At 66.4% G+C, this 25,507-nt stretch carries 22 protein-coding genes; 7 read left to right on the top strand and 15 right to left on the bottom strand.

What is annotated here, in order from left to right; genetic code table 11:
• Positions 1-23: 23 nt before the first annotated feature.
• On the bottom strand, positions 24-1,646 hold the full coding sequence (locus BFE01S_RS39430) for a methyl-accepting chemotaxis protein (protein ID WP_042338070.1): 1,623 nt from the start codon (positions 1,644-1,646) through the stop codon (positions 24-26).
• A gap of 284 nt (positions 1,647-1,930) precedes the next feature.
• Between BFE01S_RS39430 and BFE01S_RS20245 the strand changes: the two genes are divergently transcribed.
• Positions 1,931-2,374: a PaaI family thioesterase gene (locus BFE01S_RS20245; protein ID WP_028227070.1), complete on the top strand. Its 444-nt coding sequence runs from the start codon at positions 1,931-1,933 to the stop codon at positions 2,372-2,374.
• 186 nt (positions 2,375-2,560) lie between these two features.
• Here the strand turns inward: BFE01S_RS20245 and BFE01S_RS20240 are convergent, their stop codons facing one another.
• The 9 genes from BFE01S_RS20240 to BFE01S_RS20200 all read right to left on the bottom strand — a co-directional run bounded on the left by BFE01S_RS20240 (position 2,561) and on the right by BFE01S_RS20200 (position 11,617).
• A complete protein-coding gene (locus BFE01S_RS20240; protein ID WP_028227069.1) occupies positions 2,561-3,409 on the bottom strand; it encodes an ureidoglycolate lyase in 849 nt (282 codons plus the stop codon).
• Between the two features lie 51 nt (positions 3,410-3,460).
• Positions 3,461-4,204 carry an SDR family oxidoreductase gene (locus BFE01S_RS20235; RefSeq protein ID WP_028227068.1) on the bottom strand — a complete coding sequence of 248 codons (744 nt, stop codon included), beginning with the start codon at positions 4,202-4,204 and terminating at the stop codon, positions 3,461-3,463.
• A 130-nt stretch (positions 4,205-4,334) separates the two neighbouring features.
• Positions 4,335-5,222 (bottom strand): amidohydrolase family protein, encoded by an 888-nt coding sequence (locus BFE01S_RS20230; RefSeq protein ID WP_028227067.1) that lies wholly within the window; start codon positions 5,220-5,222, stop codon positions 4,335-4,337.
• Position 5,223: 1 nt separating this feature from the next.
• Complete coding sequence (locus tag BFE01S_RS20225) at positions 5,224-6,264, bottom strand: aldo/keto reductase (RefSeq protein ID WP_028227066.1); 1,041 nt, start codon at positions 6,262-6,264, stop codon at positions 5,224-5,226.
• A gap of 55 nt (positions 6,265-6,319) precedes the next feature.
• A complete protein-coding gene (locus BFE01S_RS20220; RefSeq protein WP_028227065.1) occupies positions 6,320-7,618 on the bottom strand; it encodes a UxaA family hydrolase in 1,299 nt (432 codons plus the stop codon).
• Between the two features lie 48 nt (positions 7,619-7,666).
• The gene (locus BFE01S_RS20215; protein WP_028227064.1) at positions 7,667-7,993 is read right to left on the bottom strand and encodes a UxaA family hydrolase; all 327 of its coding nucleotides are present in this window, start codon (positions 7,991-7,993) and stop codon (positions 7,667-7,669) included.
• Between the two features lie 21 nt (positions 7,994-8,014).
• The gene (locus tag BFE01S_RS20210) at positions 8,015-9,064 is read right to left on the bottom strand and encodes an ABC transporter permease (RefSeq protein ID WP_028227063.1); all 1,050 of its coding nucleotides are present in this window, start codon (positions 9,062-9,064) and stop codon (positions 8,015-8,017) included.
• Complete coding sequence (locus BFE01S_RS20205) at positions 9,054-10,577, bottom strand: sugar ABC transporter ATP-binding protein (RefSeq protein WP_028227062.1); 1,524 nt, start codon at positions 10,575-10,577, stop codon at positions 9,054-9,056. The genes BFE01S_RS20210 and BFE01S_RS20205 overlap by 11 nt, the downstream gene beginning before the upstream one ends.
• A gap of 44 nt (positions 10,578-10,621) precedes the next feature.
• On the bottom strand, positions 10,622-11,617 hold the full coding sequence (locus BFE01S_RS20200) for a sugar ABC transporter substrate-binding protein (protein ID WP_245621155.1): 996 nt from the start codon (positions 11,615-11,617) through the stop codon (positions 10,622-10,624).
• A 292-nt stretch (positions 11,618-11,909) separates the two neighbouring features.
• On the opposite strand from BFE01S_RS20200, the gene BFE01S_RS20195 reads away from it, so the two are divergent.
• Positions 11,910-12,737, top strand: coding sequence for an IclR family transcriptional regulator (locus BFE01S_RS20195; RefSeq protein WP_028227060.1), 828 nt, complete (start codon positions 11,910-11,912; stop codon positions 12,735-12,737).
• Positions 12,738-12,926: 189 nt separating this feature from the next.
• The gene (locus BFE01S_RS20190; protein WP_028227059.1) at positions 12,927-13,469 is read left to right on the top strand and encodes a hypothetical protein; all 543 of its coding nucleotides are present in this window, start codon (positions 12,927-12,929) and stop codon (positions 13,467-13,469) included.
• A 72-nt stretch (positions 13,470-13,541) separates the two neighbouring features.
• On the opposite strand, the gene BFE01S_RS20185 is transcribed toward BFE01S_RS20190, so the two are convergent.
• Positions 13,542-15,914 (bottom strand): bifunctional acetate--CoA ligase family protein/GNAT family N-acetyltransferase, encoded by a 2,373-nt coding sequence (locus tag BFE01S_RS20185; RefSeq protein ID WP_028227058.1) that lies wholly within the window; start codon positions 15,912-15,914, stop codon positions 13,542-13,544.
• A 496-nt stretch (positions 15,915-16,410) separates the two neighbouring features.
• Here BFE01S_RS20185 and BFE01S_RS45090 point away from each other — a divergent pair, with 496 nt between their 5' ends.
• Together BFE01S_RS45090 and BFE01S_RS20175 are read left to right on the top strand one after the other, a co-directional pair.
• Positions 16,411-17,934, top strand: coding sequence for a hypothetical protein (locus BFE01S_RS45090; protein WP_169742650.1), 1,524 nt, complete (start codon positions 16,411-16,413; stop codon positions 17,932-17,934).
• A complete protein-coding gene (locus BFE01S_RS20175; protein WP_028227056.1) occupies positions 17,931-20,705 on the top strand; it encodes a patatin-like phospholipase family protein in 2,775 nt (924 codons plus the stop codon). Before BFE01S_RS45090 ends, BFE01S_RS20175 begins: the two co-directional genes overlap by 4 nt.
• A 35-nt stretch (positions 20,706-20,740) precedes the next feature.
• On the opposite strand, the gene BFE01S_RS20170 is transcribed toward BFE01S_RS20175, so the two are convergent.
• The 3 genes from BFE01S_RS20170 to BFE01S_RS43230 form a co-directional block, all read right to left on the bottom strand.
• Positions 20,741-22,342 (bottom strand): peptide chain release factor 3, encoded by a 1,602-nt coding sequence (locus BFE01S_RS20170; protein WP_028227055.1) that lies wholly within the window; start codon positions 22,340-22,342, stop codon positions 20,741-20,743.
• A 582-nt stretch (positions 22,343-22,924) separates the two neighbouring features.
• A complete protein-coding gene (locus BFE01S_RS20165) occupies positions 22,925-23,212 on the bottom strand; it encodes an H-NS histone family protein (RefSeq protein ID WP_028227054.1) in 288 nt (95 codons plus the stop codon).
• 103 nt (positions 23,213-23,315) lie between these two features.
• Positions 23,316-23,543 (bottom strand): glycosyl transferase family 90, encoded by a 228-nt coding sequence (locus BFE01S_RS43230; protein WP_084170064.1) that lies wholly within the window; start codon positions 23,541-23,543, stop codon positions 23,316-23,318.
• Positions 23,544-23,595: 52 nt separating this feature from the next.
• Between BFE01S_RS43230 and BFE01S_RS44445 the strand changes: the two genes are divergently transcribed.
• Positions 23,596-23,793: a hypothetical protein gene (locus tag BFE01S_RS44445; protein ID WP_156967086.1), complete on the top strand. Its 198-nt coding sequence runs from the start codon at positions 23,596-23,598 to the stop codon at positions 23,791-23,793.
• Positions 23,794-24,089: 296 nt separating this feature from the next.
• A complete protein-coding gene (locus tag BFE01S_RS20155; protein WP_156967085.1) occupies positions 24,090-25,088 on the top strand; it encodes a helix-turn-helix transcriptional regulator in 999 nt (332 codons plus the stop codon).
• A gap of 24 nt (positions 25,089-25,112) precedes the next feature.
• On the opposite strand, the gene BFE01S_RS20150 is transcribed toward BFE01S_RS20155, so the two are convergent.
• Entirely contained in the window at positions 25,113-25,466 is a 354-nt protein-coding gene (locus tag BFE01S_RS20150; RefSeq protein WP_245621151.1) for a hypothetical protein, read from the bottom strand.
• Positions 25,467-25,507 lie beyond the last annotated feature (41 nt).

Below are 25,507 nucleotides of genomic sequence, written 5' to 3'. Positions count from 1 at the left end.
AGCCCGGGCGCCCGGGGCCGGGATCAGCCCAGCGCCATCCGCGCACCGGGCTCGCTGCGCAGGTCCGAACCCGAAGCCAGCGCCCGCCCTTCGGCCAGCACGGCCGGCGAAATCTCGAAGGCCGCGACGGCATTGGCCAGTTGTCGCGTCTGCTCGTGCAGCGACGAAGCGGCGGCGGCCGCCTCTTCCACGAGCGCCGCGTTCTGCTGCGTCATCTGATCCATCTGGGCCACGGCCTGATTGACCTGCTCGATGCCCGAACTCTGTTCGAGCGACGAGGCGCTGATGCCCGCCATCATCTGCGTGGCGCGCGAGATCGAAGTCGAGACTTCCTCCATCGCGTCGCCCGCCCGCGCCACCAGTTCGGAGCCGCCGCGGATCTGCGCCACCGACTCGCTGATGAGCGTCTTGATCTCCTTGGCCGACTGGGCGCTGCGCTGCGCGAGGCCGCGCACCTCGCCCGCCACCACGGCGAAGCCGCGTCCCTGCTCGCCCGCGCGCGCCGCCTCCACCGCCGCGTTCAGCGCGAGGATGTTGGTCTGGAACGCGATGCCGTCGATCACGCCGATGATCTCGGCGATCTTGTCCGAGCTGTCCGCAATGCCCTGCATGCGCTCGACCACCTCGTTCACGACCGAGGTGCCGCGCGCCGTGGCGTTGAGCGCCGCGTCGGCCAGCGTGCTCGCCTCGCGGGCGTTGTCGGCCGTGTTGCGCACGGTGCCCGTGAGTTCCTCCATGCTCGCGGCCGTTTCTTCGAGCGAAGCGGCCTGCGACTCCGTGCGGGCGGACAGATCGGCGTTGCCGGTCGCGATCTCGTTCGCGCCCACGTGAATCGAGCTCGCCGTCTCTCGCACCGTGTGCACCGTGCGCGCGAGGCTCGCCTGCATGGTCGCGAGGCCGCTGAAGAGCCGGCCGATCTCGTTGTCGCCGCGCGCGATCACGCGCTCGTCCAGACGCCCGCGCGCGATGCGGTCGAAATGGCGGCCCGCTTCTTCGAGCGGCGCGACCACGCCGCGCCGCAGCCCGGCGTACACGCCCGCCACCAGCGCGATCAGGCCAACGAGGATCGCCAGGCCGACGGCGCGAAAGAGCGCCATGCGCGAGTCGATCGAATCGAGCGAGTCGCGGCTCGCCGCCGCGCTGTATTGCGCGAAGCTGTGCAGTTCGGCGAGGTAGGCGTCCTGGTAGGACTGCGTGGGCTGGTCGAGGAACGCCTGGATGTTGTTCGCGTCCAGATCCTGGGCCAGCTCGCCCAGCGCCTTGCGGAACACCTGGTAGCGCTGCGCGAGCGCTTCCACGTGCGCGCGGTCGTCCTCGTCCACGGGCGGCACGTCCACCAGCGCGGCGAACGAGCGGTCCGCCTCGGCAAGCTGCTCGCGCGCGTGATCGACGATATCGGTGGGTTCCGTGCCGCCGCGCACCATGCGCGTGCCCGCGCGCGAGAGGTTGATGCGCGCGTCCATCAAATGCTGGGTGGTTTCGTTGGCGGCGTTGGTCTGGCGCAGCGCCACGCGGGAGAGGTCGTCCACGTCGTCGTGGGTGCGCGTGAGCGCCCAGAAACCGAGCCCTTCCGTCACGAGCTGCAGCACGCAGAACGCAACGAGCACACACAACAGGCCGGAAGCGACCTTGATCTTGCTGAACATCTTGAACACCTGGGATGGGGTGGCTGAGGAAAGTGCGGCGCGCAGCATGGGGTCGCTCGCGCCCAATCTGCGTTTACGGCCGCGCAAACGTTTTTTTGAGCCTTAAACCGCGAAAAAACTGCGCAAAATGCACCGCGCATGCAGGCTCGAAATAATGCTCGCCGGATTCCGCGCATTTTTCGCAACAATTTAGTCCCGCTTTCCTGCAATTCACCTTGCGCCGCCGCGACCCGCTTCCTAGAGTGGTTAGGAAACCATGCGGGCTGGCCCCGGGGAACCCAACGATGACTGATCTCGTAGATCGCGCGCGCGGTGCCCTCCACGCGCAGCCGTTCAGCGTGCTGCTCGGCACGGAACTGATGCACGTCGGCGCGGGCGAGCTGACGCTCAGGCTGCCGGTTCGCGACGAACTGCGGCAGCAGCACGGCTTCGTGCACGGCGGCGTGATCAGCTACCTGGCCGATAACGCGCTGACTTTCGCGGGCGCGCTCGCCCTCGGGCCGCGCGTGGTGACCGGCGAATACAAGATCAATTATCTGAGGCCGGCGCTCAACGGCACGCTCATGGCGCGCGCGAGGGTCGTGCATGCGGGACGCCACCAGGCGACCTGCCAGTGCAGCGTGTTCGTGATGGAAGACGGCGACGAGCGCCTCGTGGCGCTCGCGCAGGGTACGGTGAGCCGCCTTGGGGAGGCGTCCGGGCGCGGGGAGCCCGAGCCGGCCGATTGATGGTCGATTGATGGGCGATTCACGACCGATTGATGGTCGATTCACGACCGATTGACTGACGCCCGCTTGAAACCAGAACCGCTCGAAACGCGGGGGACTACGGGGCACGCAGCCCCGCAGTCAAAGCAACGAAACGTCTTTTGAAAGCCCGCCCCTGGAATCGCCCCAGGAGCCGCCTCCGGAAAATCACTCGGCGGCGCGCGTCTTTTGCGCCTGCTCGCCCAGCCCCTGGATGCCCAGCCGCACCGTCTGCCCGGCCTTCAGGAACACCGGCGTCGGCTTGATGCCCATGCCCACGCCCGGCGGCGTGCCGGTGGAGATCACGTCGCCCGGTTGCAGGCTCATGCACTGCGAAAGATACGAAACGAGCTTCGCCACCGGGAAGATCATCGTGCGCGTGTTGCCGTTCTGATAGCGGTGGCCGTCCACCTCCAGCCACAGGTTCAGGTTCTGCGGATCGGGCACCTCGTCGCGCGTGACGAGCCACGGGCCGGTCGGGCCGAAGGTGTCGAAGCCCTTGCCCTTGTCCCACTGGCCGGCGCGCTCGATCTGCCATTCGCGCTCCGAAACGTCGTTGACGATGCAATAACCGGCCACGTAGTCGAGCGCATGCGCCTCGTCCACGTACTTCGCGTGCTTGCCGATCACCACGCCCAGTTCCACTTCCCAGTCGGTCTTCTTCGAGCCGCGCGGAATCTCGATGTCGTCGTTCGGGCCGACGATCGCGCTCGTCCACTTGTTGAACACCACGGGCTCGGGCGGCACGGGCATGCCGGATTCGGCGGCGTGGTCGGCGTAGTTCAGGCCGATGCACACCATCTTGCCGATATGGCCCACGCACGCGCCGAGGCGCGGATTGCCCTCGACGACCGGCAGCGTTTCCGGGTCGATCGAGCGCAGTTGCGCGAGGCCCGCGTCGGAGAGCACGTCGCCGGCAATGTCGGCCACTGCGCCCGACAGCGAACGGATACGGCCTTCTGCGTCGAGGAGGCCCGGTTTCTCATGGCCTTTCGGCCCATAGCGAAGCAGTTTCATCGTCTCAGTTTCCTCTGGATCATGGCGGTCGATATGGGGAGCGCCTCGCGCTCAAAGCGCCCAGCCTCCGTCGATCACATGTGCCTGGCCGGTCGTGAACGACGACTCGTCCGAGGCGAGATACAGCGCAAGCGCGGCAATCTCCTCGGGCGTGCCGACGCGCCCGAGCGGCTGACGCGCGACGAACGCCGCGCGCGCCGCATCGACCGTCGTGCCCTGCGCGCCCGCCTGCGTGGCGATGCGCTGTTCGAGCGAGGGCGAAGCCACCGTGCCCGGACAGATGGCGTTGCAGCGAATGCCGCGCGTCACGAAATCGGCGGCGACCGACTTCGTCAACCCTATCACAGCCGCCTTCGACGCGCTGTAGGCGCAGCGGTTGGGCACGCCCTTCACGCTCGACGCCGCCGACGACATGTTGATGATCGAGCCGCGCCCCGCGTCGAGCATGGCCGGCAGGAAGGCGCGGATCATGCGGTACATGGCCTTCACGTTCAGGTCGAATGCGAAGTCCCAGTCCGCCTCGCTCGCTTCGAGCACCGAGCCCGCGTGCACGAAACCCGCGCAGTTGAAGAGCACGTCGATGGCGCCCAGTTCGCGCGCGAGCGCTTCGATGGCTTTGGGGTCCAGCACGTCGAGGCGGCGCGCCTCCACCGGCAGTGCCGCGAGCGCGTCGGGGCGGATATCGGTGGCGATCACGCGCGCGCCTTCGCGCGCGAACAGTTCGGCGGTCGCGAGGCCGATGCCCTGCCCCGCCGCGGTAATCAGAGCCGTCTTGCCGGCCAGTCGTTGTGCCATCTGCCACTCCAGTTGGATTCGCGGCGCAGGCCTTGCGTGCGTTTCGCGCATCGCAGGCAGGCTGCCGCTTTCAGGGATGAAGGTTCGTGCTCATTTAGTGCCGATTTCACGCCGATTTCGCGCGCTCGCCTCATAGCCGATAAAACGCGACCGCGTTCACACCGAACACCGCCGCGCGCTGCGTTGCGCTCAAGCCCTCGAGCAAACGCGTCGCGCAGGCGTGCCAGCCCGCGTAGTCGCCATTGAGGTTGAGCACCGGCCAGTCGCTGCCCCACATGAGCCGCTGCGGGCCGAACGTAGCGAGCAGATGCGCCACATACGGTTCGAGCGTCGCGTCGTTCCAGCGCGGCGCGGCTTCGGTGGCGAGACCCGAGAGCTTGCAAAACACCTGCGGAAAGCGTGCGAGCCGCGCGATGGCCTCGGCCCATGCGGGGGAGATCGCCGGGCCGCCGTGCGTGCTGTCATGCGTGTCGTCTCGCGCGTCGTCCCGTACAGGCGGTTTCGCGCCGTGGTCGATCACCACGCGCAACCCCGGATGCCGCGCGATAAACGTTTCGAGCGCAGGTGCATGACGCGTGAAAATCAGCGCATCGAAGGCGAGGTCGTGGGCGATCAGCGCATCGACAGCGCGCGCGGTATCGGCCCGGGCGATCCACTCGTCGTCGGGCAGGTCTTGCAGCATGGGCCGCACACCGAGGAATTTCGGCTCGCGCGCGAGTGCCGCGATCATGTCCGCCGCCAACGGATCGTCGAGCGGCACCCAGCCCACCACGCCCGCGATCGAATCGTCGTCGCGCGCAAGGGCCAGCAGATAGCGCGTTTCCTCCACCGTTGGCGCGGCCTGCACGACCACCGTGCGCGTCACGCCGCACCGCGTGCGCAGCGGCGCGAGATCGTGCGGGCCGAAGGGGCGATAGAGTGTGGAAAGCGCGGGCGTGAGCCATCCATAGTCGCCGCGCGAGGGATCCCAGTAGTGCTGGTGGGCATCGACCTGCGCGGATTCGGCGGGTGTCGTCATGTCAGGCCGCCGGCAACGGTGCGCGCGGATCGACGAGTCCTTCGTCGCGCAGCGCGAGCCACAGGTCGGCGGGAATGGGCCGCGAGAACGACGCGGCGTTCTCGCGCACTTCGGCGGCGCTGCGCGCGCCGTTGAGCACGGTGGCCACGGCAGGATGCGCATACGGAAACTGCAGCGCGGCGGCGGCGAGCGGCACCCCGAAGCTGTGACATATCGCATCGAGCCGCGCGACGCGATCGATCACGTCGGGCGGCGCATCGCCGTAATTGAATTTGCGCTCGCCGCTCAGGCCCCGCGCGAGTATGCCCGAATTGAACGCGCCGCCCAGCAGGATGCTCACCCCGCGCTCGAGGCACGCGGGCAGCAGATCGTCCAGCGGCGCCTGCTCCAGCAGCGTATAGCGGCCCGCGAGCAGCGCACAGTCGATCTCGAACTCGCTCATCGCTTCGAGTATCACTTCGCGCTCGTTCACGCCGAAGCCCACGGCCTTCACCGTGCCTGCCGCGCGCAATTCGTCGAGCGCCCGGAAGCCGCCGCCTTCGGTGAGTTGCTGCCAGTAATGCGGATGCCGGTCGCCATGCGTATAGCGGCCAATGTCGTGCACGAGCAGGATATCGATATCGACGATGCCCATGCGCTGCTGGCTGTCCTCGAACGAACGCAGAATGCCGCCATACGTGTAGTCGTAAATCGCTTCGAAGGGCAACGGGTTCTGCCAGCCTTCGCTGCCGTCATCGACGTGCGTGCGCGGCACGAAGCGGCGCCCCACCTTGGTCGAAAGCACGTATTCGCTGCGCGGATAGCGCCGCAGCGCCGCGCCCAGCCGATGCTCGGCCTTGGTGTGGCCGTAGTGCGGCGCCGTGTCGAAGAAGCGGATGCCGGCTTGCCACGCGGCATCGACCGTGGCCTGCGCCTCTTCCTCGGTGAGATCGCGGTAGAGACCGCCCAGCGGCGCCGTACCGAGGCTCAGTGCGCTGGCTTCGAGCGCGCTGCGTCCGATGCGGCGCCTCGTTCCCACCTGCGGATGCAATTCCTGCGCCATGCCTCATGCCTCCCGAAAAAGCAGTAGTGAAAGATTACGCCTCGCGCCGCGCCCGTCAATGCGGGGCAATCTCGACCACCCGCGCACGCGCGCCCGCGGGCAGGCACGCCGGACCCACCGGCTCGAACGTCTTGTACGTGAGGATGAATTCCTGGTGCCCGAGCGCCTCCGACTTCGAGCGTGCGCCCGCCGCCACGGCAAGCGTCGTGTCGAACACTTCGCGGCCCACTTCGTCGAGCGTCGCGCGGCCTTCCAGAATGCGTCCCGCATCGATGTCCATATCGCCGGCCAGATTGCGGTACGTGAGCGGATTCGCGCACACCTTGATGACGGGTGCAAGCGCCGAGCCCACCACCGACCCGCGCCCCGTGGTGAAGAGGATCACGTGCGCGCCGCAGGCAATCAGCTCGGCAATTTCGGCGTTGTCGCTGATGTTGGGAAAGCCGAAGCGCGGCTCGCCGTCCGGCACCACGTCGAGCAGATAGAGGCCGCCCGTGGGCGGCACGTCGCCGGGCTTCACGATGCCGACGATAGGCGAAGCGCCGCTCTTCGCGTAGGCGCCGAGCGACTTTTCTTCCTGCGTGGTGAGGCCGCCATCGGCGTTGCCCACGGCAAACGAACCGTGGCCAAGTATCGAGTAGTAGCGCGCGGCCTTCGCCACGCACGCCACGATGGCGTCGCCCAGTTCGGGCCGCGCGGCCCGGTTTTTCATGTGGTATTCGCAGCCCACCAGCTCGCCGGTTTCCTCGAAAATGCAGCTTGCGCCCGCTTCGATCAGATGGTCGAACGCGCGCCCCACGGCCGGATTCGCCGTAATGCCGCTCGTGCCGTCCGAGCCGCCGCAGATCGTCCCCACCACGAGTTCGTCGATCCGCATGGGCACTTTTTTCTGCGCAGCAAGCGTTTGGCGAGCTTCGCGCACCCAGTCCATGCCGTACTGGATCGTGCTGCGCGTGCCGCCTTTTTCCTGAATCGTCAGGACTTCTACGGGTCTGCCGCTCGCCCGCACCTGCTCCGCGAGGTAGTGCTTGTTCATGCTCTCGCAGCCGAGCGAGACGAACAGCACCGCACCCACGTTCGGGTGGGTGGTGAGCCGCTGCACCATCTTCTCGGCATAGCTGTTGGGATAGCAGCCCGGAAAGCCGATCAGATGCACGGGCGGCTCGTGCGGGTGGTCGAACGGCGCATCGCCGTCGAACGCGTCGAGCGGTGCGCGAAACTGCGCGACGATCTCGCGCGCCACGTGATGCGCGCATTCGACGAGATAGGCCACCGCAACCACGTTGCGGATGCCTTTGCGGCCATCGCTGCGCAGCCAGCCTTCGAGATGCGGAGTGACTTCGGTGTCGGTCATGACGGAGTGTCCTGCGGGCGGCAGTGCCGCTTTTCTTTGACGCACGAATCAGTGGGACACGAACGCGTGGCCCGCATCGTGCGTATAGGTGGGCAGATAATCGCTTTCGAGGTTGTGCGTGTGCAGATGCTCGCCGCGCGCCACGGGCCCGGTCACATGGCCGATGGGCGCGCCGTAGCGCAGCACCTTCTCGTCCTGCGCGAGCGCGCGCCGCGCGACCTTGTGGCCCAGGTCGATCGTCTTCGCAAGCGTCACGCGCTCCCCTTCGATTTCGACCGTGGCGCCCGCTTCGAGCCGTGCCGCCGCGATCAGGCAGTTGTCCTCGGGGGCCAGCAGGATGAGGCGCGCGTCGGTATGCAGTGAGCCGCTCGTCATATTCGTTCTCCGCGTTGCCGTTCAGTTCTGCGCTTCGCCGCCCGCCAGCCGCGCCACCATCAGCGAGCCGAGGATGATCGCGCCATAGATCGCCTGGACCCAGAACGAAGGCACCTGGGCGAGCGTGAGCAGGTTCTGTACCACGCCGAGCAGCAGCACGCCGAGGAGCGCCCCGAGCATGGTCCCCTTGCCGCCGTCCAGCGAGATGCCGCCGATCACGGCCGCCGCGAACACGGTGAAGATCATGCCGTTGCCCTGGTTCGCGTTGATGGCGCCCACATAGCCCGTGACGATGAGGCCGCCCGCCGCTGCCAGGATGCTGCCGAGCACGAACACCCCCCACGTGATGCGCTCGACGCGAATGCCCGCGGCACGCGCCGCATCCGGGTTGCCGCCGATCGCATAGAGCGCGCGGCCCACGCGGTGATAGCGCAGCATGAACGCGGCCACCGCGAAGGCGACCGCGGCGAGCCACACCGAAAGCGGCAGCCCGAGCACGATGGTGGTGGCGAGCGCGAAGAACGAAGGCGGCATGTCGAACAGCGTGCCGCCCTTGGTTGCGCCCACCAGCATGCCGCGCAGCACGATCAGCATGGCGAGCGTGACGATGAAGGCGTTCAGGCGCAGCCGCACGACGAGAAAACCGTTGATGAAGCCGATCAGCGCGCCCACCGCGAGAATCGCAATCAGCCCCACAAAGGCCGGCCATTCGAGCCCGAAGCCCGCCGAGGCGGCCGGCATGACGAGCATGGCCCCGACCGCGGGCGCGATGCCGACGGTCGATTCGAGCGAGAGATCGAACTTGCCGGTCAGCACGATGAGCGATTCGGCGAGCACGACGAGCGCCAGTGCGGCCGAAGCGCCAAGCACGCTGATGAGATTGGCCTTCGTGAGAAAGCTCGGGCTGACGAAGCCGCCAATCGCGACGAGCAGCAGCAGCGCCGGCAGCAACGCGAAGTCGCGCAGCCGCGCCAGTTCGATGCGCGGCTTCGCGCGCTTCGTGGCAGAGGGGACACCCCCCGTTTCCCCGCTTGATGCCGCGAATGCGGGCGTCGAAACACTAGGCTTCATGAAGACTGACTCCTTCGATCGATGCAATCATTTCGTGGTCCTTCCAACCGGCTGCAAACTCGGCGACGATTTCGCCGCGGAACATCACGAGCACGCGGTCGCAGGTGCGCAGGTCGTCGAGTTCGCTCGATACCACCAGCACCGCCTTCCCTTCGTCGCGCACGCGATCGACCACCGAAAGCAGCGCCTCTTTGGACTTCACGTCCACGCCCGCGGTGGGGTCGATCAGCACGAGCACGTCCGGGTCGCTCGCGAGCGCGCGCGCCATCACGACCTTCTGCTGATTGCCGCCCGAGAGCCCCGAAACGATGTGCTCCGGTCCTTGCGATACGATGCCGAGCGTCTCGATTGCTCGCTGGCCCACGGCGCGCTTCTTCGCGGGCGGCGCGATGCCGAAGCGGCCCAGCAGCCCCGCAATGGTCATCGAAGCGTTTTCGGCAATGGACTGCGTAAGCACGAGCCCCTCGTGGTGCCGGTCCTTCGGCACGCAGGCCACGCCGCGCGCGAGCGCCGCGGGCACGTCGCCGGGCTTGAGCGCCGCGCCCTTCACGCGGATCTCGCCCGCGTGCTGCGCGGCGAGCCCCGCAATCGCCTCGCCCACACCGGTGCGCCCGCTGCTCGTCGCGCCGGTCAGGCCCACCACTTCGCCGCACTTCACCGCGAACGACACGTCGCGGTAGTCGCGGCCCGCAATGCCGCTCACTTCGAGCGCGACCTGCACGCCGGCCGCGAGCGGCGCGCGCCTGGCCGCATCGGCCACATCGAGGCCGCCGCGCTCGCCCGTCATCGCCTCGATCAGGCGCTCGCGCGGCAACGCGGCCACCGGCGCGCTGACGATATGGCGCGCATCGCGCAGCACCGTGACCGCCTGGCAAATCTCGTACACCTCCTGCAGATGGTGCGAGATGAAGAGGAACGTCACGCCGTCGCGCTGCAATTCGTCGATGCGGCGAAAGAGCCGCTTGATCTCCTCGCCGTCGAGCTGCGCCGTGGGTTCGTCGAGGATGATGAAGCGCGCGCCGTACGAGAGCGCCCGCGCGATCTCCACGAGTTGCCGCGCCTCCACGCTCAGGTCGCCGGCACGCGCGTCCTCGCGCACGTCGATGCGCCAGTGGTCGAGCAATGCGCGCGCGTCGCGCCGCATGGCCCGCCAGTCGATCGCGCCGCGCCTCAGAGGCTGACGGTTGATGAAGAGGTTCTCGGCAACCGTGAGCTCGCGGATGATCGTCGAATGCTGATAGACGCAGGCCACGCGCTCGCGCCACGCATCGCGGTCGGCGAGGGCGGGCGCGTTCTCGCCGGCAAAGCGCACCACGCCCTCGTCGGGCTTGCGCAGCCCCGTGAGAATGGCAACGAGCGTCGATTTGCCCGCGCCGTTGCGGCCCACCAGCGCGTGCGACTCGCCCGGCATCACGCGCAGGCTCACGCCGGCGAGCGCCGGTGTCGAGCCGTAGCGCTTCGTCACGCCCACCGCTTCGACAACAGGCACCCCGCCAACCGGTTGCGCATTCATCGCGCCGCCCGCTGCATCGTCCGCTTGACCGCTCATAGGGCCGCTCATTTGACCGTGTTGCCCCACAGGCTCTTGTCGTCCACGTTCTGCTTCGTCACGAGCGGCGCCGGCAACTGGTCTTCGAGCATGCCCGATTGCAGCTGGACTATCGTGCTGTCGTGATCGGTCTTGCCCGGCTTGAAGGTCTTGCCCGCGAGCGCGGCCTGAATGTAGTAGAGGCCGTACTTCGCGTAGAGATCGGCCGGCTGCGAAATGGTGGCGTCGATTTCGCCCTTGCGGATTGCTTCGTATTCCTGCGGAATGCCGTCATTCGACACGATCACGATGTGCTTCGGGTCGCCCGCGGGAAACAGCATCTGCTTGCGGCGCAGGGTCTGGAGCGTCGGCGAGAGGTACACGCCGCCCGCCTGCATGTAGATCGCCTTCACGTCCGGGTTCGCGGTGAGCAGGCTGTCCAGCGCGCTCGCCGCCACGTCGCCCTTCCAGGCGGCCGGAATTTCGAGCAGCGAGAGATTGGGGTACTGCTTCAGGCACGCGCGGAACGCTTCCGAGCGGTCGCGCCCGTTCACCGAAGCCAGATCGCCCATGATCTGCACGACCTTGCCCGCCTTCACGTGCTGGCCGATGTACTCGCAGGCCTTCGCGCCATAGGCGTGATTGTCGGCGCGCACCACCATCGCGACCTTGCCCTGGGTGGGCGCCACGTCCACGGCCACCACCTGCACGCCCTTCTGCGCGGCGTTGACGAGCGCGCGGCTGATCGCGGCCGAATCGATCGGCCCGACCACGATGCCCTTCGCCCCCAGATTCACCATGTTGTTCATGTCGGTGATCTGCTGCGCCGGGTCGTTGTTCGAGTTGACGGGCGCGAGGATGTCGATGCCCATCTGCTTCGCGTACACGGTCAGGTAGTTGTTGTACGACTGCCAGAACGGCGAGGTGAGAAGCGGCAGGTCGAGGCCGACCTTGCCCGTGTCGGCGGCCTGGGCGGGGCCGAAGGCGGCGGTGACGGCGAGCGCCGCGCCGCAGGCAGCGGCCATGCGCAACGCCCTCGCGGCAGCGCGCGTGAGCGCGCCGGCCCGGCGGGATTCCATGAAACGGCGGCCCTTCACGGGCCCGGATGCGAACACCATGTCTGTCTCCTATTTCTGTCGTTGTGAATCCGGCCTGGCTGCGACATACAAATTCACCAGTGAACGTATTATTCATATACGAATGCATTGAGGTCAAGGAATGTGCAGTGCAGCAAGACCCCGTGCTTTCCCTGGGGACTCTCCTGCACAGCCCGCGCAGACCCGGATAATCGAATGACGACAACATGAAGAGGGCCGGATGGTGACCCAGCAGAAGAACCCGGAACCGGACGACAGGGAAGAAAGGGACGAGAAAGACGACGGCGACCGCTATCGCGCGCCCGCGCTCGACAAAGGTCTCGACATCCTCGAACTGCTCGCGGAGCAGCGCGGCGGCCTCACGCGCGCCGAAATCACCAAGGCGCTCGGGCGCAATGCGAGCGAGATCTACCGGATGCTGGAGCGGCTGGTGGCGCGCCAGTACGTGGCGCGCTCCGAGGCCGGCGACCGCTATGCGCTGAGCCTGAAGCTCTTTGCGCTGGCGCACCGCCATCCGCCCACGGAGCGGCTGATCGTTCAGGCGCTGCCGCTTATGCAGCGCTTCGCCACCGAAGCCGAGCAGTCGTGCCACCTCGCCATGTACGACCGCGGCAACCTGCTCGTGATCGCGCAGGTGGACGGCCCCGGCACGTGGGGGATCGCCGTGCGGCTCGGTTCGCGCGTGGGGCTCGTGGATACGAGTTCGGGCCGCACGATTCTCGCGTGGCAAACGCCGGAGCAGCGCGAGCACATGCTCGCGGAGCACACGAAGGTGAAGGGCGAGGTGACGATCGACCACGCGGCGCTCGAAACGGCCTGCGAGCAGATTCGCGAGGCCGGGTTCTCGCGCAAGGACAGCCAGCAGATCTTCGGCGTGACCGACGTGACCTTCCCCGTGCTGGGGCCCTCGGGCCAGGCCATCGCGGCGCTCACCTGCCCGTTCCTCAAGCGGATCGACGAGTACGTCGCGCCATCGCTCGAAGAAGCGACGCAGATGCTGCGCACGACGGTGCAGGCCTTGTCGATGATGCGCGAAGAGGAAGCGTGAAAGCTTGAGAAAGCAGGCGCGCCATGCCGGAGCCAGCACCGGGCGAGATGTTGCATCGGCGGCAAACCGGTTAGAATGGCGGCCCTCTGTTGGCCGGAGCGGGCGTTCGCGCGCCCGCTCCGGTCCCATGCAAACTCCTGCTCAACCTCCGGTCCGACGCGGCACGCGGCGGCCGTCCGATCACACCCCATGGCGAAACTCCTGACCGATCAAGAATTCCAGCGTTTTTCCGAGCTTCAGCAGAAGCAGGCAAGCTTCACGATCACGGCCGAAGAGGCGGACGAACTGCGCGACATCGTCGCCCGCGCGCAGAAAAAGCGCGACGACCGCGCCGATGCGATGCACACCGTCGAAACGGCCATTACCCAGTTCGAGATCACGCCCGACGAGTTGTTCTCGTCCGAGCAGATCGCCGAAGCCGCGCGCAATTACGGCCTGATTCCGGCCACCAAGAAGGAGCGGGTGCTGCCGCCCTCGCTGACGTTCAACGGCAAGACCCACCAGTGGACCCGCGCGCTGCCCGAAGAGATTCGCGTGCCGCTCTTCGAAGCCTTCCAGGGCGGTCAGTCGGTCAAGACCTTCATCGCCACGCCGAAGGACGCCGCGCGCTGCGCCGCGACCATCGCGCGCCTCGAAAAGGAAACCGGCGCGCAATACGCGCAGGCGTGGCTCGAAGAGCTCTCGCTCACGCGCGGCCAGGTGGACGACGCCGGCGCGAAACTCGCGGCCTGAAGCGGGACGGCGCCCCGCGGCGCGCTTCGTTTTCTGCGCCGCTTTCCCGTCGCCTTCTTGCCGCTTTACGTTTCAGTCCAGCGCCATCCGGAAGCCCACCACGCCGGGATCTTCGGTGGGCGTGACCGTGAAGCCGCAGGCGCGCGCGAGGCCGATCATCGGCGCGTTCTCGCGCAGCGCCTCGCCCAGCATCCAGTGCGTGCCGCGCGAGCGCGCGTAGGCAATGATGCGCTGGAGCAGCAGGCGCCCCAGCCCCTTCCCCTTGAGGTTCGACATCACCGCCACGGCGAACTCGGCCGTCTCGTTGTCCGGGTCCGCCACGGCGCGCGCCACCCCCAGCGTGCGCGGATTGCCGTGCTCGTCGTCCACCGTCGCGATGAGCGCCATCTCGCGGTCGTAATCGACCTGGGTCATGCGCGCGAGCTGCGTGTGATCGAAGCTGCGCACCGCCGAAAAGAACCGCAGACGCAGGTCGTCGGGCGTCATCGATTCGATGAACGCGCGGTGCTGCGCCTCGTCCTCGGGACGGATCGGGCGGATGGTCAGGCGCTCGCCGTGCCAGTCCAGCGTTTCCTCCAGCCGCCGCGGATACGGCATGATCGCGAAGCGGCTGCGCTTGTCCGCCAGCGTGAGACGCGGCGCGGCGAGCAGCGTCTGGTCGGGCAGCACGCGCAGCGTCACATGCATGCCGACGATCTCGCGCACGTCGCAGACGATCTGCGAGAGCGTAATCAGCACAGCGAGCGCGGGTGCGGGATCCGCGCGCGGCACGTAGGGCGACTGCGTGACGATGTCGCGCGCGAGCATCGGATTGAGCGGCGGCAGCCCGTACACGCGCATGGGCGGCGCAATGCCGTCCGGCGACGGGGCGACGAAGTAGAAGACCGGGCCGAAGTTCTCGTCGTCGCGGAATTCCACCGTCACTTCCACCACGGCCGGCACGTCCTCGCTCCCGGCTGCCGGCGGTGCCCACGTTCGCAAGCCGAAGCGGCCCAGCAGTTGCGCCGCCGCCTCGCCTTCCAGCACGTTCTGCCCCGCCGCCAGCGCCGCGCGCGCCTGGTCCTGCGCAGCCTCGATCGCCCCCGCCTGCTGCGCGGGAGTGCCCTCGGGCGTCTGCATCAGCAACTCGCGGCCCAGCCGGTAATCGACGAGACGCGCAAACGCGCGCGCCAGGCGCCGCGGCGTGGTGTGCACGGGAATGCCGTGCGCGTGCAGCGCGTCGCGCGTCGCGTTGCTCACGCCGCCGAAGAAGCACGCCAGCATGCCGCGATACGCCACGCGCTGATTCTCGATGAGCGTGCGCGCCACGGCCTCCACCGGCGCGCTGTGCGTGGGCGCATGCACGACGAAGACCGTCCCCGTCTTCGGATGGGGGCCAAGCGCCTGCAGCGCGAGCGCGAAGTGCTCCGGCTTCGCCGTTTCGCCCAGCACGAGCGGATTGCCTGCCTGCACGTTCGGCAGCGCTGTCTGTATCGCCGCGCGCGCTTCATCGGTCCACGCCGCGAGCGCGTCGCCCGCCTCGTTGAAATCGTCGCGCGCGAGCGTCGCCACGCCGCGGTCGCTCGTGATGAGCGTGGCCGTGTCGCTCGCGGCCACGCGTCCCACGCCGAGCGTTTCGATTTCGTCGAGCAGGTCGTCGAGCGTGTCCACGCGCACCATGCCCGCGCGGCGGAATGCCGCCGTGTAGAGCGCGTCGGCCGGATCGCCACGGCCGCTGCGCAGTGCCAGCACCGGCTTGTTGCGCGCCGCCGCGCGCGCCGCGGACATGAACTTGCGCGCCGCGCGCACGGTGTCGAGTTCCAGCAGGATCGCGCGCGTGGTGGGGTCGCTCGCGAGATAGTCGAGCACGTCGCCCGCATCGACATCGGCTTCGTCGCCTAACGCAATCACGTGCGAAAAGCCCAGGCCGCGCGCCCCGGCCCAGTGCAGCACCGCGTTGGTGAGCGCGTTCGATTGCGAAACCCACGCCACGCCGCCGGGCCGCGCGGGCGAGGAAGCGGCGCCGAGTTGCGCATTGAGCGCGGGCGTGAGCACGCCCACGCTGCCCGGGCCGACGATGCGCAGGAGATGCGGGCGGGCCGCGGCAAGCGCGTGACGCAGGTCCGTGCGGGCCTCCTCGTCGCGCACTTCGCCAATCAGGATCGCCGCGCGCGTGCCCATGCCGCCCAGCCGATGCACGAGCGCCGGCCAGGTGGCGGGACGCGTGCAGATCACGGCCACCGTGGGCGCCTCCGGCAGGTCGCCCGCGTCCGCCAGCACCGGGCGCCCGTCGAAGCCTTCCGCCTCGCCCGCGTGGTGCGGATTGACGGCCCAGAGCGGCCCGGCAAAGCCGCCTTCCACCACACGCCGCCACACCATTTCGCCGATACTGCCCTCGCGCCGGGAGGCGCCGATTACGGCGACCGATTTAGGCTGGAATATCGCGTCGAGATTACGGACTGTCACGCTGGCTCCTGACTGGTCAGATAAAGGCGGCGGCGGAGCCGCCACGGTACGGCGTCAGAATAGGGCAAGCGGAGAAAGGGCGCGTGGATTTCGCTCAAGGCGGCGCGACATTGCACTGTCAGAATATGAGCGGGTATTGATTCCGGCATTACCGGTTCTTTTTGCTTTCACCAAAAATCCGCACGCTTCAGGATCGGGTTAACCATCCTGTGAGGGTCTGAGGAATTGCCTATATTCAGAACAACCATAAAGACAATACTCCTGTAAAAAGCCTGATTCGATTGCTTACTTCCTGTGCCCGATCCCGAGCGTGAGGGGCGCCTTTCTACCGTGAAAGGTGCACGCTCCATGGTTTCCAGACTGTCGTCGTTTCCAATAGGTGTCCTTATCGTATTTCCAGGCGAAGGAGAGGGCCATGTTTTGCACAACAATTACTCACACGAAAACTGCTGCGGCCGCAACCATGCTTTTGGCACTCCCACTCTGCGGCTGCGTCGTGCCTAAACTCTCCGACGTGCATGCGGACGTTCACGCCGATGTCCCCGCTCACTGCACGATTCCGACCTACACCTTCGCGGCCTCGCCCTCCGCGCTCGCCGCGCTGCAGAGGGCCTTCCAGATTGCGCGAACCGGGGCGATCCCCGACGAGCCGAAGCTCGGCTCGATGACCGTCTCGGAACTGGTCGGCGAGAAGGTGGAGGAGAAACCCGTCATGCTCGCGATGAGCGGCACCTTGTCCACACTTCAGAGCAAGGCTCCTGTGGCAGCGGCTCCCGCTGTTGCTGCCGCTCCCACTACCGTGCAAGAAGAGCTGTCGCGGCGCATCCCCTGGCTAAGCGGTTATCCGCAGGCGCTCGCCGATTCGAATTCCAGTGAAACGGCGAAGGCTTCGCTGAAACTCGTCTCTCTCGTTCGCGGCAAGCACGCCGCGCTAGTCGCCTCCGCCTCGGACGCCGCTGCCTCGCAGCCGGCAGCAGCGGAACCGGCAGTGGAACCCGCAGCAGCATCCGGAGCGGTGACAGGCAACGCGCCAGCAACGATACAAACGGGCACCCGCTTTTCAATAGGCGATCACACGGATTTGCAGCGCGCCTGGCAAAAGCTGTCCGGCCTCGAGCCGTTTCACGTCCTGACACTGCTTGCGGCCTACCGGATCATGGCCGACCTCGACCACCCAACCCCGAGCCCGTTGACCGACCAGGCAGCCTTCGCGAAGCTCGTTGCCGAGGTTCGCCTGTTCAACATCGCCGATTTCCTTGCGACCTACTTCGACGCCTATTTCAGAAACGGCGAGTTCCTCAGCATCACCGTCACTCAAACGGCCTTCGTCAACGGCGCAATCGACGAACTGAAAACCGCCGCGGGCGGCACGCTGCCCGACGAAGCCGCATTGCGCGCGGCGCTGACCAAGGCATGCAGCAGCAATGCAAAGGCATGCCTGTCGCTCGGCTCGGTCAGCTCGACCGGTTTCGTATCGCTGTTCGGCGACACGACCCAGTTCGGCGCGGTGCAGGTGAACTTCAACGGCCAGCCCAATCGCCCGGTGTGGAAACCTTCGGTGTCGCGTCCCGAAGTGAGCCAGTTCGGGCCGGACATGGTGCGGGTACTCGTGGAAGCCATCGCCGACGCCAACGGCCCGCACCCCGCCGGTGCGCCAACAGCGACGGCCTGCCAGACCGTGAACAACGCGAAACTCTTCATCGACGACGACACGCCCGGCAAGCCGAGCCAGTGCTTCGCGCAGGCATCGGCAGAAACCACCGACTGGCAGCGCACCAATATGGTCGGCAACGCCGCGGAATCCGTGGTCACGGCCGGCGTGGGCGCCGCGATCCGCAGCATCGGGCCCGCGGCGCTGAACAACGAAACGATTGCGTCGGTGCTCGAAACGCTCGCGGGCGTGACCGCGCGCAAAGCGGTGCAGACGACGATGGCCCGGTGCGAGTCGGCGCCGGCAGCCGCGGGCAAGCAGGTCGAGCCCGTCCAGATTGGCGTTGTAGAAAGTGGAGCCGGAAAATGAGAACCCCCATCCACACCGACACGCACCGGGACGACACGCCGCCCAGCAGCGGCTGGCGTGTGCCCGCCGACTTCCTGGCCAAAGAACTCGACCAGGTCAATCGCTACCGCAAGGCCGTCGAAACCGGCAAACCCGCAACACGCACCGACGAAACGCTGGGACTCGCCATCTCCGGCGGCGGCATCCGCAGCGCGATCTTCGCGCTGGGCGTGCTCCAGGCCCTGGCGAGCAAAGACGCACTGCGCCGCTTCGACTACCTTTCCACCGTTTCGGGCGGCAGCTACATCGGGGCGTTCTACGGCAGCCTCTTCGTGAGCGAAGCCGCCCGCAAGGACGACCCCGCCGTGCGCGACGCCATGAACGACGCAGCGATGGCGAAGATCGCCCAAGCGAAGCTCGCATCGACGATCCAGGCCCACCGGCATGACGACGCAAACGCCGCGGCACCGCTCGAATATCTGCGCGACAACTGCGATTACCTGACGCCCAACGGCACCACCGACCTGCTGCAGTCGCTGGCCTTTACCGTGCGCAACTGGTTCGCACTCCAATACGTAATCGGGACTGCGCTCGTGGGGGTGTTGCTTCTCGTTGCGCTCCTCACCTGGTGGCTTGCGAAGCACGCATCGTGGTGGCCGCAACATCTGAGTTCGATCGCGTTGGTTCCCGTGCTCATCGCCGCACTCGCCATCTCGCCACTGAGCCGCGCGTACTGGCTGACTCAAAACAAGGGCCGGCAGGCGGAAAGCGGCTTGAGAAACCTGCCGTTCGTCACGCTGGCGCTCACGTTCTGCCTCGGGCTCTCGCTCGCCTACGCCTGCCGCGCGGCAACCATTACCCACTGGGACAAAGAGGCCCTGCTGCTGCTGTTCGGCTACTGGCTCATGGCAGGGTCGGTGCTCGGGCTGATTGCGTATGAATACGTGCACTACAGCGTCTGCTTCCACTGGCCGCCGCAAGGCGATGCGGCAAACCGCAACCTCAGCGGCCTGTGGCAAGCCCTGCCGAGCGGCAACGTGGCAAGGAACTCGCGGCAGAACTTCGAAAAGATCCGCAACCAGCTCGCGAACGGCTACACCGCTGCACTGCGGCCCTTCCAGTTTGGCCTCGTGCAATGGATGCTGCTCACCCTCGTCCTCGCCATCGTCGATTCGGCGGGCAGCGCGCTCGCGTCGTTCGTCCTGCAGTTCAAGGCATCGAGCTTCAGCCTGACCGCCATGGGTTCGATCGCAACCTTCGTGGGCTCGAACGGCCTGCTGGCCACCCTGACCAAGTCGTTTGCGTTGAAGGCCACCCCGCCGACCGGGCGCGGCAAGGAGGGCAGCACGCCTCGCCTGCCGCTGTTCGTCATCGCATCGGTCGCCGCCGTCCTCGTGACCCTGCTGACACTGATCTTCTGGTCCGCCTCGGCTCATGTCATCGTGTCGCTCCTCAATTTCACGCACGATAGCGAGGGTCATGGGTACTACTTCCTGGCCCTCTGGATTTTCTTTCTCGCCGTCGCGCTCATCGACGGCTACTGCTTCCAGTTCCTCAACATGTCGAGCTATCACCGGCTCTACAGCGTGAGACTGACCCGGACTTTTCTCGGCGCGACCAATCCCTATCGACAAAAGAAGCCGGATCGCCGCAACCTGACCGAACTGATGCCGGGCGACAACATCGCCATGAGGGACTACTTCTCGCCCCAGATCTGCGCGCCGGTGCACATCATCAATTCGACGATCAACAAGACGGTGGACTGGGATTCCTCGCTCGTGCAGCGCCATGCGCGCGGCCTGCCCTTCGGCATCAGCCCGGTTGGCATGACGATCGGACAGCAGTTCGGAACCGTCGAATGGGACTGGACGCGCAGCGACGATGCCTCGACGGTGGTGACCCGGCCAGGGGCATCGGGCAACTACTCCGTGGAGAGCCTGACGTTGGGCGACTGGGTGGGCATTTCGGGCGCCGCCGTGAGCACGGGGCTTGGCCAGACCACGAATCCGGCGTACTCGATTCTGCTGGGTGCCGCCAATGTGCGGCTGGGCTACTGGTGGGACACGCGCTCGCCCACCGTAGCCGGCGTGGCCTCGCCGGACGCGATTCCGGTTGCGCCCCCCGAACAACTGCTCGGCTTGCGGCTGCACGCGCCCATCTTCGGCACCCAGACCAGCCTGCTGGACGAACTGCTCGGGCGCTTCGACGGCCCCCGCGCGCGGTACTGGTATCTCACGGACGGCGGCCATTATGAAAACACCGGCGCCTACGAACTGATTCGCCGCGGCCTGAAATATATCGTTGTCCTTGATAATGGCTGTGATCTCGACAATCACTTCGGCGACCTGGCGAACCTGATCGAGCACGTGCGTGTGGATTTCGGCATCGACATCGTCGAAGCGAGCGTCAGCGCGCCACCGCGCCTGCCCCTCACGCTGACGAAAACCCCGGCCATCGCCACGTCGTTTGCACAGTTCGCCAGCAGCGGGCAACACTGCGGCGTGCAGCTGACCGTGCTGTATCCCGGCGGAGAAAAGGGCAACCTGCTCGCCCTCAAACCGAGGCTGATCGACGGCGTGCCTTACGATCTCGTGGAATACCAGATGGATCAGCGGCCAAGCTTTCCGCAGGAAACGACCGCCGACCAGTTTTTCGACACCGTGCAATGGGAAGCCCATCGCGCATTGGGTTTTCACATCGGGTCGGTGGTGTTCGCACAGCAGCCGCCCGATCATGCTCATCCCTCTGAGGGGCATGCAACGGCCATGGCCGGGCCGAGGGACGGCGCGTAGGGCGCGTTGGGCCGCCGCCCAACGCAAGCGCGGCCTTACATCGCCTTGCGGAACGGTGCGCCCGAGTGCTCGCGCAGTTCGTTGAACACGATCTTCGGCCAGGCCTTCTGCGCGACCTCGATTTCGGAGACGTGCGACGCGAGGTAGGTGGGCGCATTCGACGCGTCGTAGGCCATGCGGGCCGCGTAAGCGTCGGTGAAACGGCGCAGTTCGTTGGCGTCGTCGCAGGTGACCCAGCGCGAGAGGCGATAGCGTGCGGGCATGATGCGCACATCGACCTTGTATTCGGCCGAAAGGCGGTGCGAAACCACTTCGAACTGCAGTTGGCCGACGGCGCCGAGGATCGTCGAGCCGCCGTGCAGCGGGCGGAACACCTGGATGGCGCCTTCTTCGCCAAGCTGCTTGAGCGCTTCGCCAAGCTGCTTGGCGCGCATGGGATCGACCACTTCGATGGTCTGGAAGATTTCCGGCGCGAAGAACGGCAGGCCGGTGAACTGAAGGTCCTCGCCTTCGGTGAGCGTGTCGCCGAGGCTCAGCGTACCGTGATTAGGAATACCGATGATATCGCCGGGGTAGGCCTCGGCGACGGTCTCGCGGCGCTGCGAAAGGAAGCTCACCACGTTGTTGGCGCGGAAAGTCTTGTTGTTGCGCGTGACCTTCAGCTGCATGCCGCGCTCGAAGCGGCCCGAGCACACGCGGATGAACGCCACGCGGTCGCGGTGCGCGAGGTCCATGTTCGCCTGCACCTTGAACACGACGCCGGTGAACTTCGGTTCGTCGGGCGAAACCGGGCGCTGCACCGTCATGCGCGGCGACGGCGGCGGCGCGAGATCGACGAGCGCGTCGAGAATTTCCTTCACGCCGAAGTTGTTGATCGCCGATCCGAACAGCACCGGCGACTGCTCGCCGGCCAGGAACGCGTCGCGGTCGAACTCGGGCGTCGCGCCGGTAATGAGCTCGACTTCTTCCTTGGTGCGCTTCCAGTGGTAGCCGAAGCGGCGCTCGCCCTCTTCGTCGCCGATGGCCTGCAGCGTTTCCACCGCGCCGCCCAGCGTTTCCTGGCCCGCACGGAACACGCGCACCTGGTCGCGCTGGATGTCGTAGACGCCCTGGAACTCCTTGCCCATGCCGATGGGCCAGGTGAACGGCACCGCCGCCACGCCCAGGTGCTGCTCGATTTCGTCGAGCAGGTCGAGCGGCTCGCGCACTTCGCGGTCCAGCTTGTTGATGAACGTGAGGATCGGCGTCTTGCGGCTGCGGCAGACTTCGAGCAGCTTGAGCGTTTGCGCTTCCACGCCGTTCGCGCCGTCGATCACCATCACCGCGGCATCGACCGCCGTGAGCACGCGGTAGGTGTCTTCCGAAAAGTCCTCGTGGCCCGGGGTGTCGAGCAGGTTGATCACGGCGTCGCCGTATTCGAACTGCATGACCGAACTCGCGACCGAAATGCCGCGCTGCTTTTCGATCTCCATCCAGTCGGAGGTCGCGAAGCGGCCGCTCTTCTTGCCCTTCACGGTACCGGCGATCTGGATCGCGCCCGAGAACAGCAGCAGCTTTTCGGTCAGCGTGGTCTTGCCCGCGTCCGGGTGAGAGATGACCGCGAAGGTGCGGCGGCGTTTGAGTTCGGCAACTGACATCGGGTTGGTATCACAGAGGGAATTCGGGCAACCGGGCCGGAAAGGTCCTGGGGTTGCGGCAAGGGCGGCGACGCGGGCGGCCGGCCGGGCCCGGGACCCGGATCACACCGGCGCCTGGCGCAAGGGCGCAGGTGCACGCGGCGTCGCGGCAAATCGCACGAACGGTCCGGAATTCAGGGGCAACGCCGGTATAAAACGGCGTCGGGGACGAATGATACACGGCATTGCAGCACGCGACGAAAAGTTCGATACGCGCGTATGGGTAGCGCGGCTACATGCCTTGCGCAGCGGGGCCGGGCGGGCGGTTGCCGCGCGGGTGCGGTGAGCTTTTACGGGGGGCCGGGATCTGCGGGAGAAACGCCAGTCCTGACGAATGGCGCCATGGCGCATAAGGGCCGGGGGGGCGGGATCCGGGGGGAATACGCGCCCGCCTGATGCGGGTTTGAAGCAGGTTTGAAGCGAGTTTGAGGCAGGTTCGGCGCGGGCGCAATGCGGCGTCTTGCGCGCCGCGCCAGGTGAGCCTTTACGGGACCGGCGGAAGCGAAGCGACGGTGGGTTGTTCCCGACGCTTATTCCTGACGCTTATTCCTGGATAAGAAAGCGCTCGCGGTTCTTGCCCGCCAGCCAGGCCGGCGCACGGCCACGGCCGCTCCACGTTTCGCCCGTCTTCGGATTCATGTAGCGGGCCGGCAGCGGCTTCTTCTTCGCGCCGCCGCGAGTGGAGAAGCCAAGCTCTTCCGCTGAAATCTCGTACTCGGCAATTTTCGCCTTGATGTCGGCAATAGCCTGCGCAACTTCTTTTTCGCGAGCCGCGGCAACTTCCTTGTGCAGCTTTTCCAGTTGTGCGGTCAATTGTTTGTAGCTCGGCATGAAGGATCTTCTCCAGTTCAGTCAACAACGCTATTGTGACTGCTCTGGAGCCAAAGAGTGCCGGATTGCAATTTTTTTTTACGAAATATGCGTCTTGTTTGTGCTATCCCCGAGCCTGGCTGCGCAGGCTTTCCCGCTCGCGATGTTCGAGTGCGCTAAGCGCTTCGTTCAACCGTCTCACGCGTTGCGCCTGGGCCGGCACCAGATTCGCACGCGACACTCTTTCGAGACGACCACGCCAATAAGAAAGCGGAATGCGATCCTCACTGGAAATTCTCGCAATCACATGCTCGAGATGCTCGATATCCTTTTCGAGTTGATGGTGATTCACTGTTACCCCCGGTAAAAACGATCTTATTCAAAAGGCGTCAACCTGAATTTCAGTGCAATTTTTTCTTTATCGCCAGATTTCCAATATTCATTTCACTTTTCTCCTATACCGCCGGCCATTGAATAACGCCGCAAGCGGCAAGTGGAATCATCACGGCATCCAGAATAAGATTCGAGCCGCGCCGCTTCCGTTGCCTGCCGTACAGAAGCCCGGCGGCGCCTGCGTCACCCTGAAGGCACAATGGCGGTGAACCGCACGAAGATTAGCGGCAGTTAAAACACCTGTATATTCCTCAATTGTGGAAAAAATATGCGCCGCGCATTTTTCGGCAAACGGGCGGTGTAAGCACCTGGCAATGAGAACGCAGTGGAATCGAACGAATCACAATATGACGGCTTGCTGCATGCCATTTACGAAGCGATCGATCATTCCGATGCGTGGAGGGATTTTTGCGGACTACTGCAGAATTCCACCGGTGCAGCGGCAGTTCATATTTGCGCATTCGATCGTCAACACACGCTCTATTCTTATGGCTCGGGATTTCGAATGGCGCAGATCGAGCCGCTGGAATGGCTCCGGCCGCTCTATTACGAGGATTCGCGCCTCGAATGGCTGCGGACCTTTCCGTGTGCGCGATGGTTGCATTTCAGCGACACCGCAGGCGCCGCCGCGGCCGAAGGGCAACCCGTGTTCGAGCCGCAGGCGCTCGCCGCCGGACATCGTCACGTATCGGTCTGCAAGCTGATCGACAACGCTACGCTGACCATCATGCTCGCCTGCCGGCGCGATGCCGGGCAAGGTCCGCTGCCCGCCGGCGCGCGCGCCCTGCTCGAACGCCTCGTTGCGCACCTTGCGCGCGTTGCCGAAGTGCAGTCGCAACGCTACGCGCTGAACGCGTCCACGCTCGTGCACCGGGCCGCCCCGCCCGCGATGCTCGTCAACGCAACCGGCGAAGTCCTGCACAGCAACGAGCCGGCGCTGCGCCTCTTGCGCGCCACCTCGCTCGTGCGCGTGCGCGCGCGGCGGCTCGCGCTCGCGGCGCCGCATCAGGCGCGGCTGCTGGAAGACATTGCGGTGAGCGAGGCGCGGCTGCGAGCCCGCACGAGCGGCGCGCGGGCCGCGGCGGCGCGGTTCCGCGCCATCCGCATCGTCGCGCAGGAGGCGGACGAGTCCGAAGACGTGCTCGCCGTGGCGAGCGGCCCCGAAGTGCTCTATGCGTTCTATAACGTGCTCACGCCCGGCGAAACGCCGGCCGACGATCTGCGCGCCATTGCGGCGCTTACGTTCTATCACCCCCGCTCGGCGCCGCCCGTGGACGAACAGGTGCTGGCCGCCGCCTTCGACCTGACGCCCGCCGAATGCCGCATCGCCCACCTCCTCGCCATCGGCCTCACGCAGAAGGAAATCGCCGCGCGCGTGGGCGTTCAGCACGACACCGTGCGCAAGCAGATGCAGTCGGTGTTCCAGAAGACCGCCACGCACCGCCAGCCCGATCTGCTGCGCCTCCTGCTGCATCTGCCGGCGCGGCGCACCGAAGGCGGCTAGCCGGGCGCCGGCGAGCCGTTGCCGCTACTGCCTCGCCTGGCAGGCGAAGACGAGGTTGTAGTTGGTGGCGTCCGTCAGCGTATTGACGGTGTCGTAGGCGCCGCCGCAGTGCGCGCGGGCCTGCTGGGCGCAGGAATCGTGGTCGCCGGCGGCCGGGCATTGCACCTGGATGGTCGGACGGCCATCGGAGAGGAACAGCGGCGGACTGCTGCTGCACGCGGAAAGGGCCGCGAGCAACGTGCAGGCACCCGCCGCGAGGGGCAGCCTGCGAAGAACGGACAACAAAGACGAACCAGGACGTGTCATGGCATACCCCGACGGGTTTTCTAGTTTTTCGACGATGCGATTGTGCCATGCCGCGCGAGCGCTGCGCGGCATGACGCCGTCTCGACCCGCTTCGATCGCCTGGCTGTCCGCCA

Origin of the sequence: Paraburkholderia ferrariae NBRC 106233 (assembly GCF_000685035.1) — a bacterium.
In the GTDB taxonomy this organism is placed as follows: domain Bacteria; phylum Pseudomonadota; class Gammaproteobacteria; order Burkholderiales; family Burkholderiaceae; genus Paraburkholderia; species Paraburkholderia ferrariae.
Note: the sequence above shows the minus strand (reverse complement) of the source record. Positions and strands in the feature narration are given on the sequence as shown.

Coding starts and splice junctions, on each gene's coding strand:
- BFE01S_RS39430 (WP_042338070.1), bottom strand. CDS start 1,646: ATGTTCAGCAAGATCAAGGTCGCTTCCGGCCTGTTGTGTGTGCTCGTT.
- BFE01S_RS20245 (WP_028227070.1), top strand. CDS start 1,931: ATGACTGATCTCGTAGATCGCGCGCGCGGTGCCCTCCACGCGCAGCCG.
- BFE01S_RS20240 (WP_028227069.1), bottom strand. CDS start 3,409: ATGAAACTGCTTCGCTATGGGCCGAAAGGCCATGAGAAACCGGGCCTC.
- BFE01S_RS20235 (WP_028227068.1), bottom strand. CDS start 4,204: ATGGCACAACGACTGGCCGGCAAGACGGCTCTGATTACCGCGGCGGGG.
- BFE01S_RS20230 (WP_028227067.1), bottom strand. CDS start 5,222: ATGACGACACCCGCCGAATCCGCGCAGGTCGATGCCCACCAGCACTAC.
- BFE01S_RS20225 (WP_028227066.1), bottom strand. CDS start 6,264: ATGGCGCAGGAATTGCATCCGCAGGTGGGAACGAGGCGCCGCATCGGA.
- BFE01S_RS20220 (WP_028227065.1), bottom strand. CDS start 7,618: ATGACCGACACCGAAGTCACTCCGCATCTCGAAGGCTGGCTGCGCAGC.
- BFE01S_RS20215 (WP_028227064.1), bottom strand. CDS start 7,993: ATGACGAGCGGCTCACTGCATACCGACGCGCGCCTCATCCTGCTGGCC.
- BFE01S_RS20210 (WP_028227063.1), bottom strand. CDS start 9,064: ATGAAGCCTAGTGTTTCGACGCCCGCATTCGCGGCATCAAGCGGGGAA.
- BFE01S_RS20205 (WP_028227062.1), bottom strand. CDS start 10,577: ATGAATGCGCAACCGGTTGGCGGGGTGCCTGTTGTCGAAGCGGTGGGC.
- BFE01S_RS20200 (WP_245621155.1), bottom strand. CDS start 11,617: ATGGCCGCTGCCTGCGGCGCGGCGCTCGCCGTCACCGCCGCCTTCGGC.
- BFE01S_RS20195 (WP_028227060.1), top strand. CDS start 11,910: ATGGTGACCCAGCAGAAGAACCCGGAACCGGACGACAGGGAAGAAAGG.
- BFE01S_RS20190 (WP_028227059.1), top strand. CDS start 12,927: ATGGCGAAACTCCTGACCGATCAAGAATTCCAGCGTTTTTCCGAGCTT.
- BFE01S_RS20175 (WP_028227056.1), top strand. CDS start 17,931: ATGAGAACCCCCATCCACACCGACACGCACCGGGACGACACGCCGCCC.
- BFE01S_RS20170 (WP_028227055.1), bottom strand. CDS start 22,342: ATGTCAGTTGCCGAACTCAAACGCCGCCGCACCTTCGCGGTCATCTCT.
- BFE01S_RS20165 (WP_028227054.1), bottom strand. CDS start 23,212: ATGCCGAGCTACAAACAATTGACCGCACAACTGGAAAAGCTGCACAAG.
- BFE01S_RS20155 (WP_156967085.1), top strand. CDS start 24,090: ATGGCGCAGATCGAGCCGCTGGAATGGCTCCGGCCGCTCTATTACGAG.
- BFE01S_RS20150 (WP_245621151.1), bottom strand. CDS start 25,466: ATGCCGCGCAGCGCTCGCGCGGCATGGCACAATCGCATCGTCGAAAAA.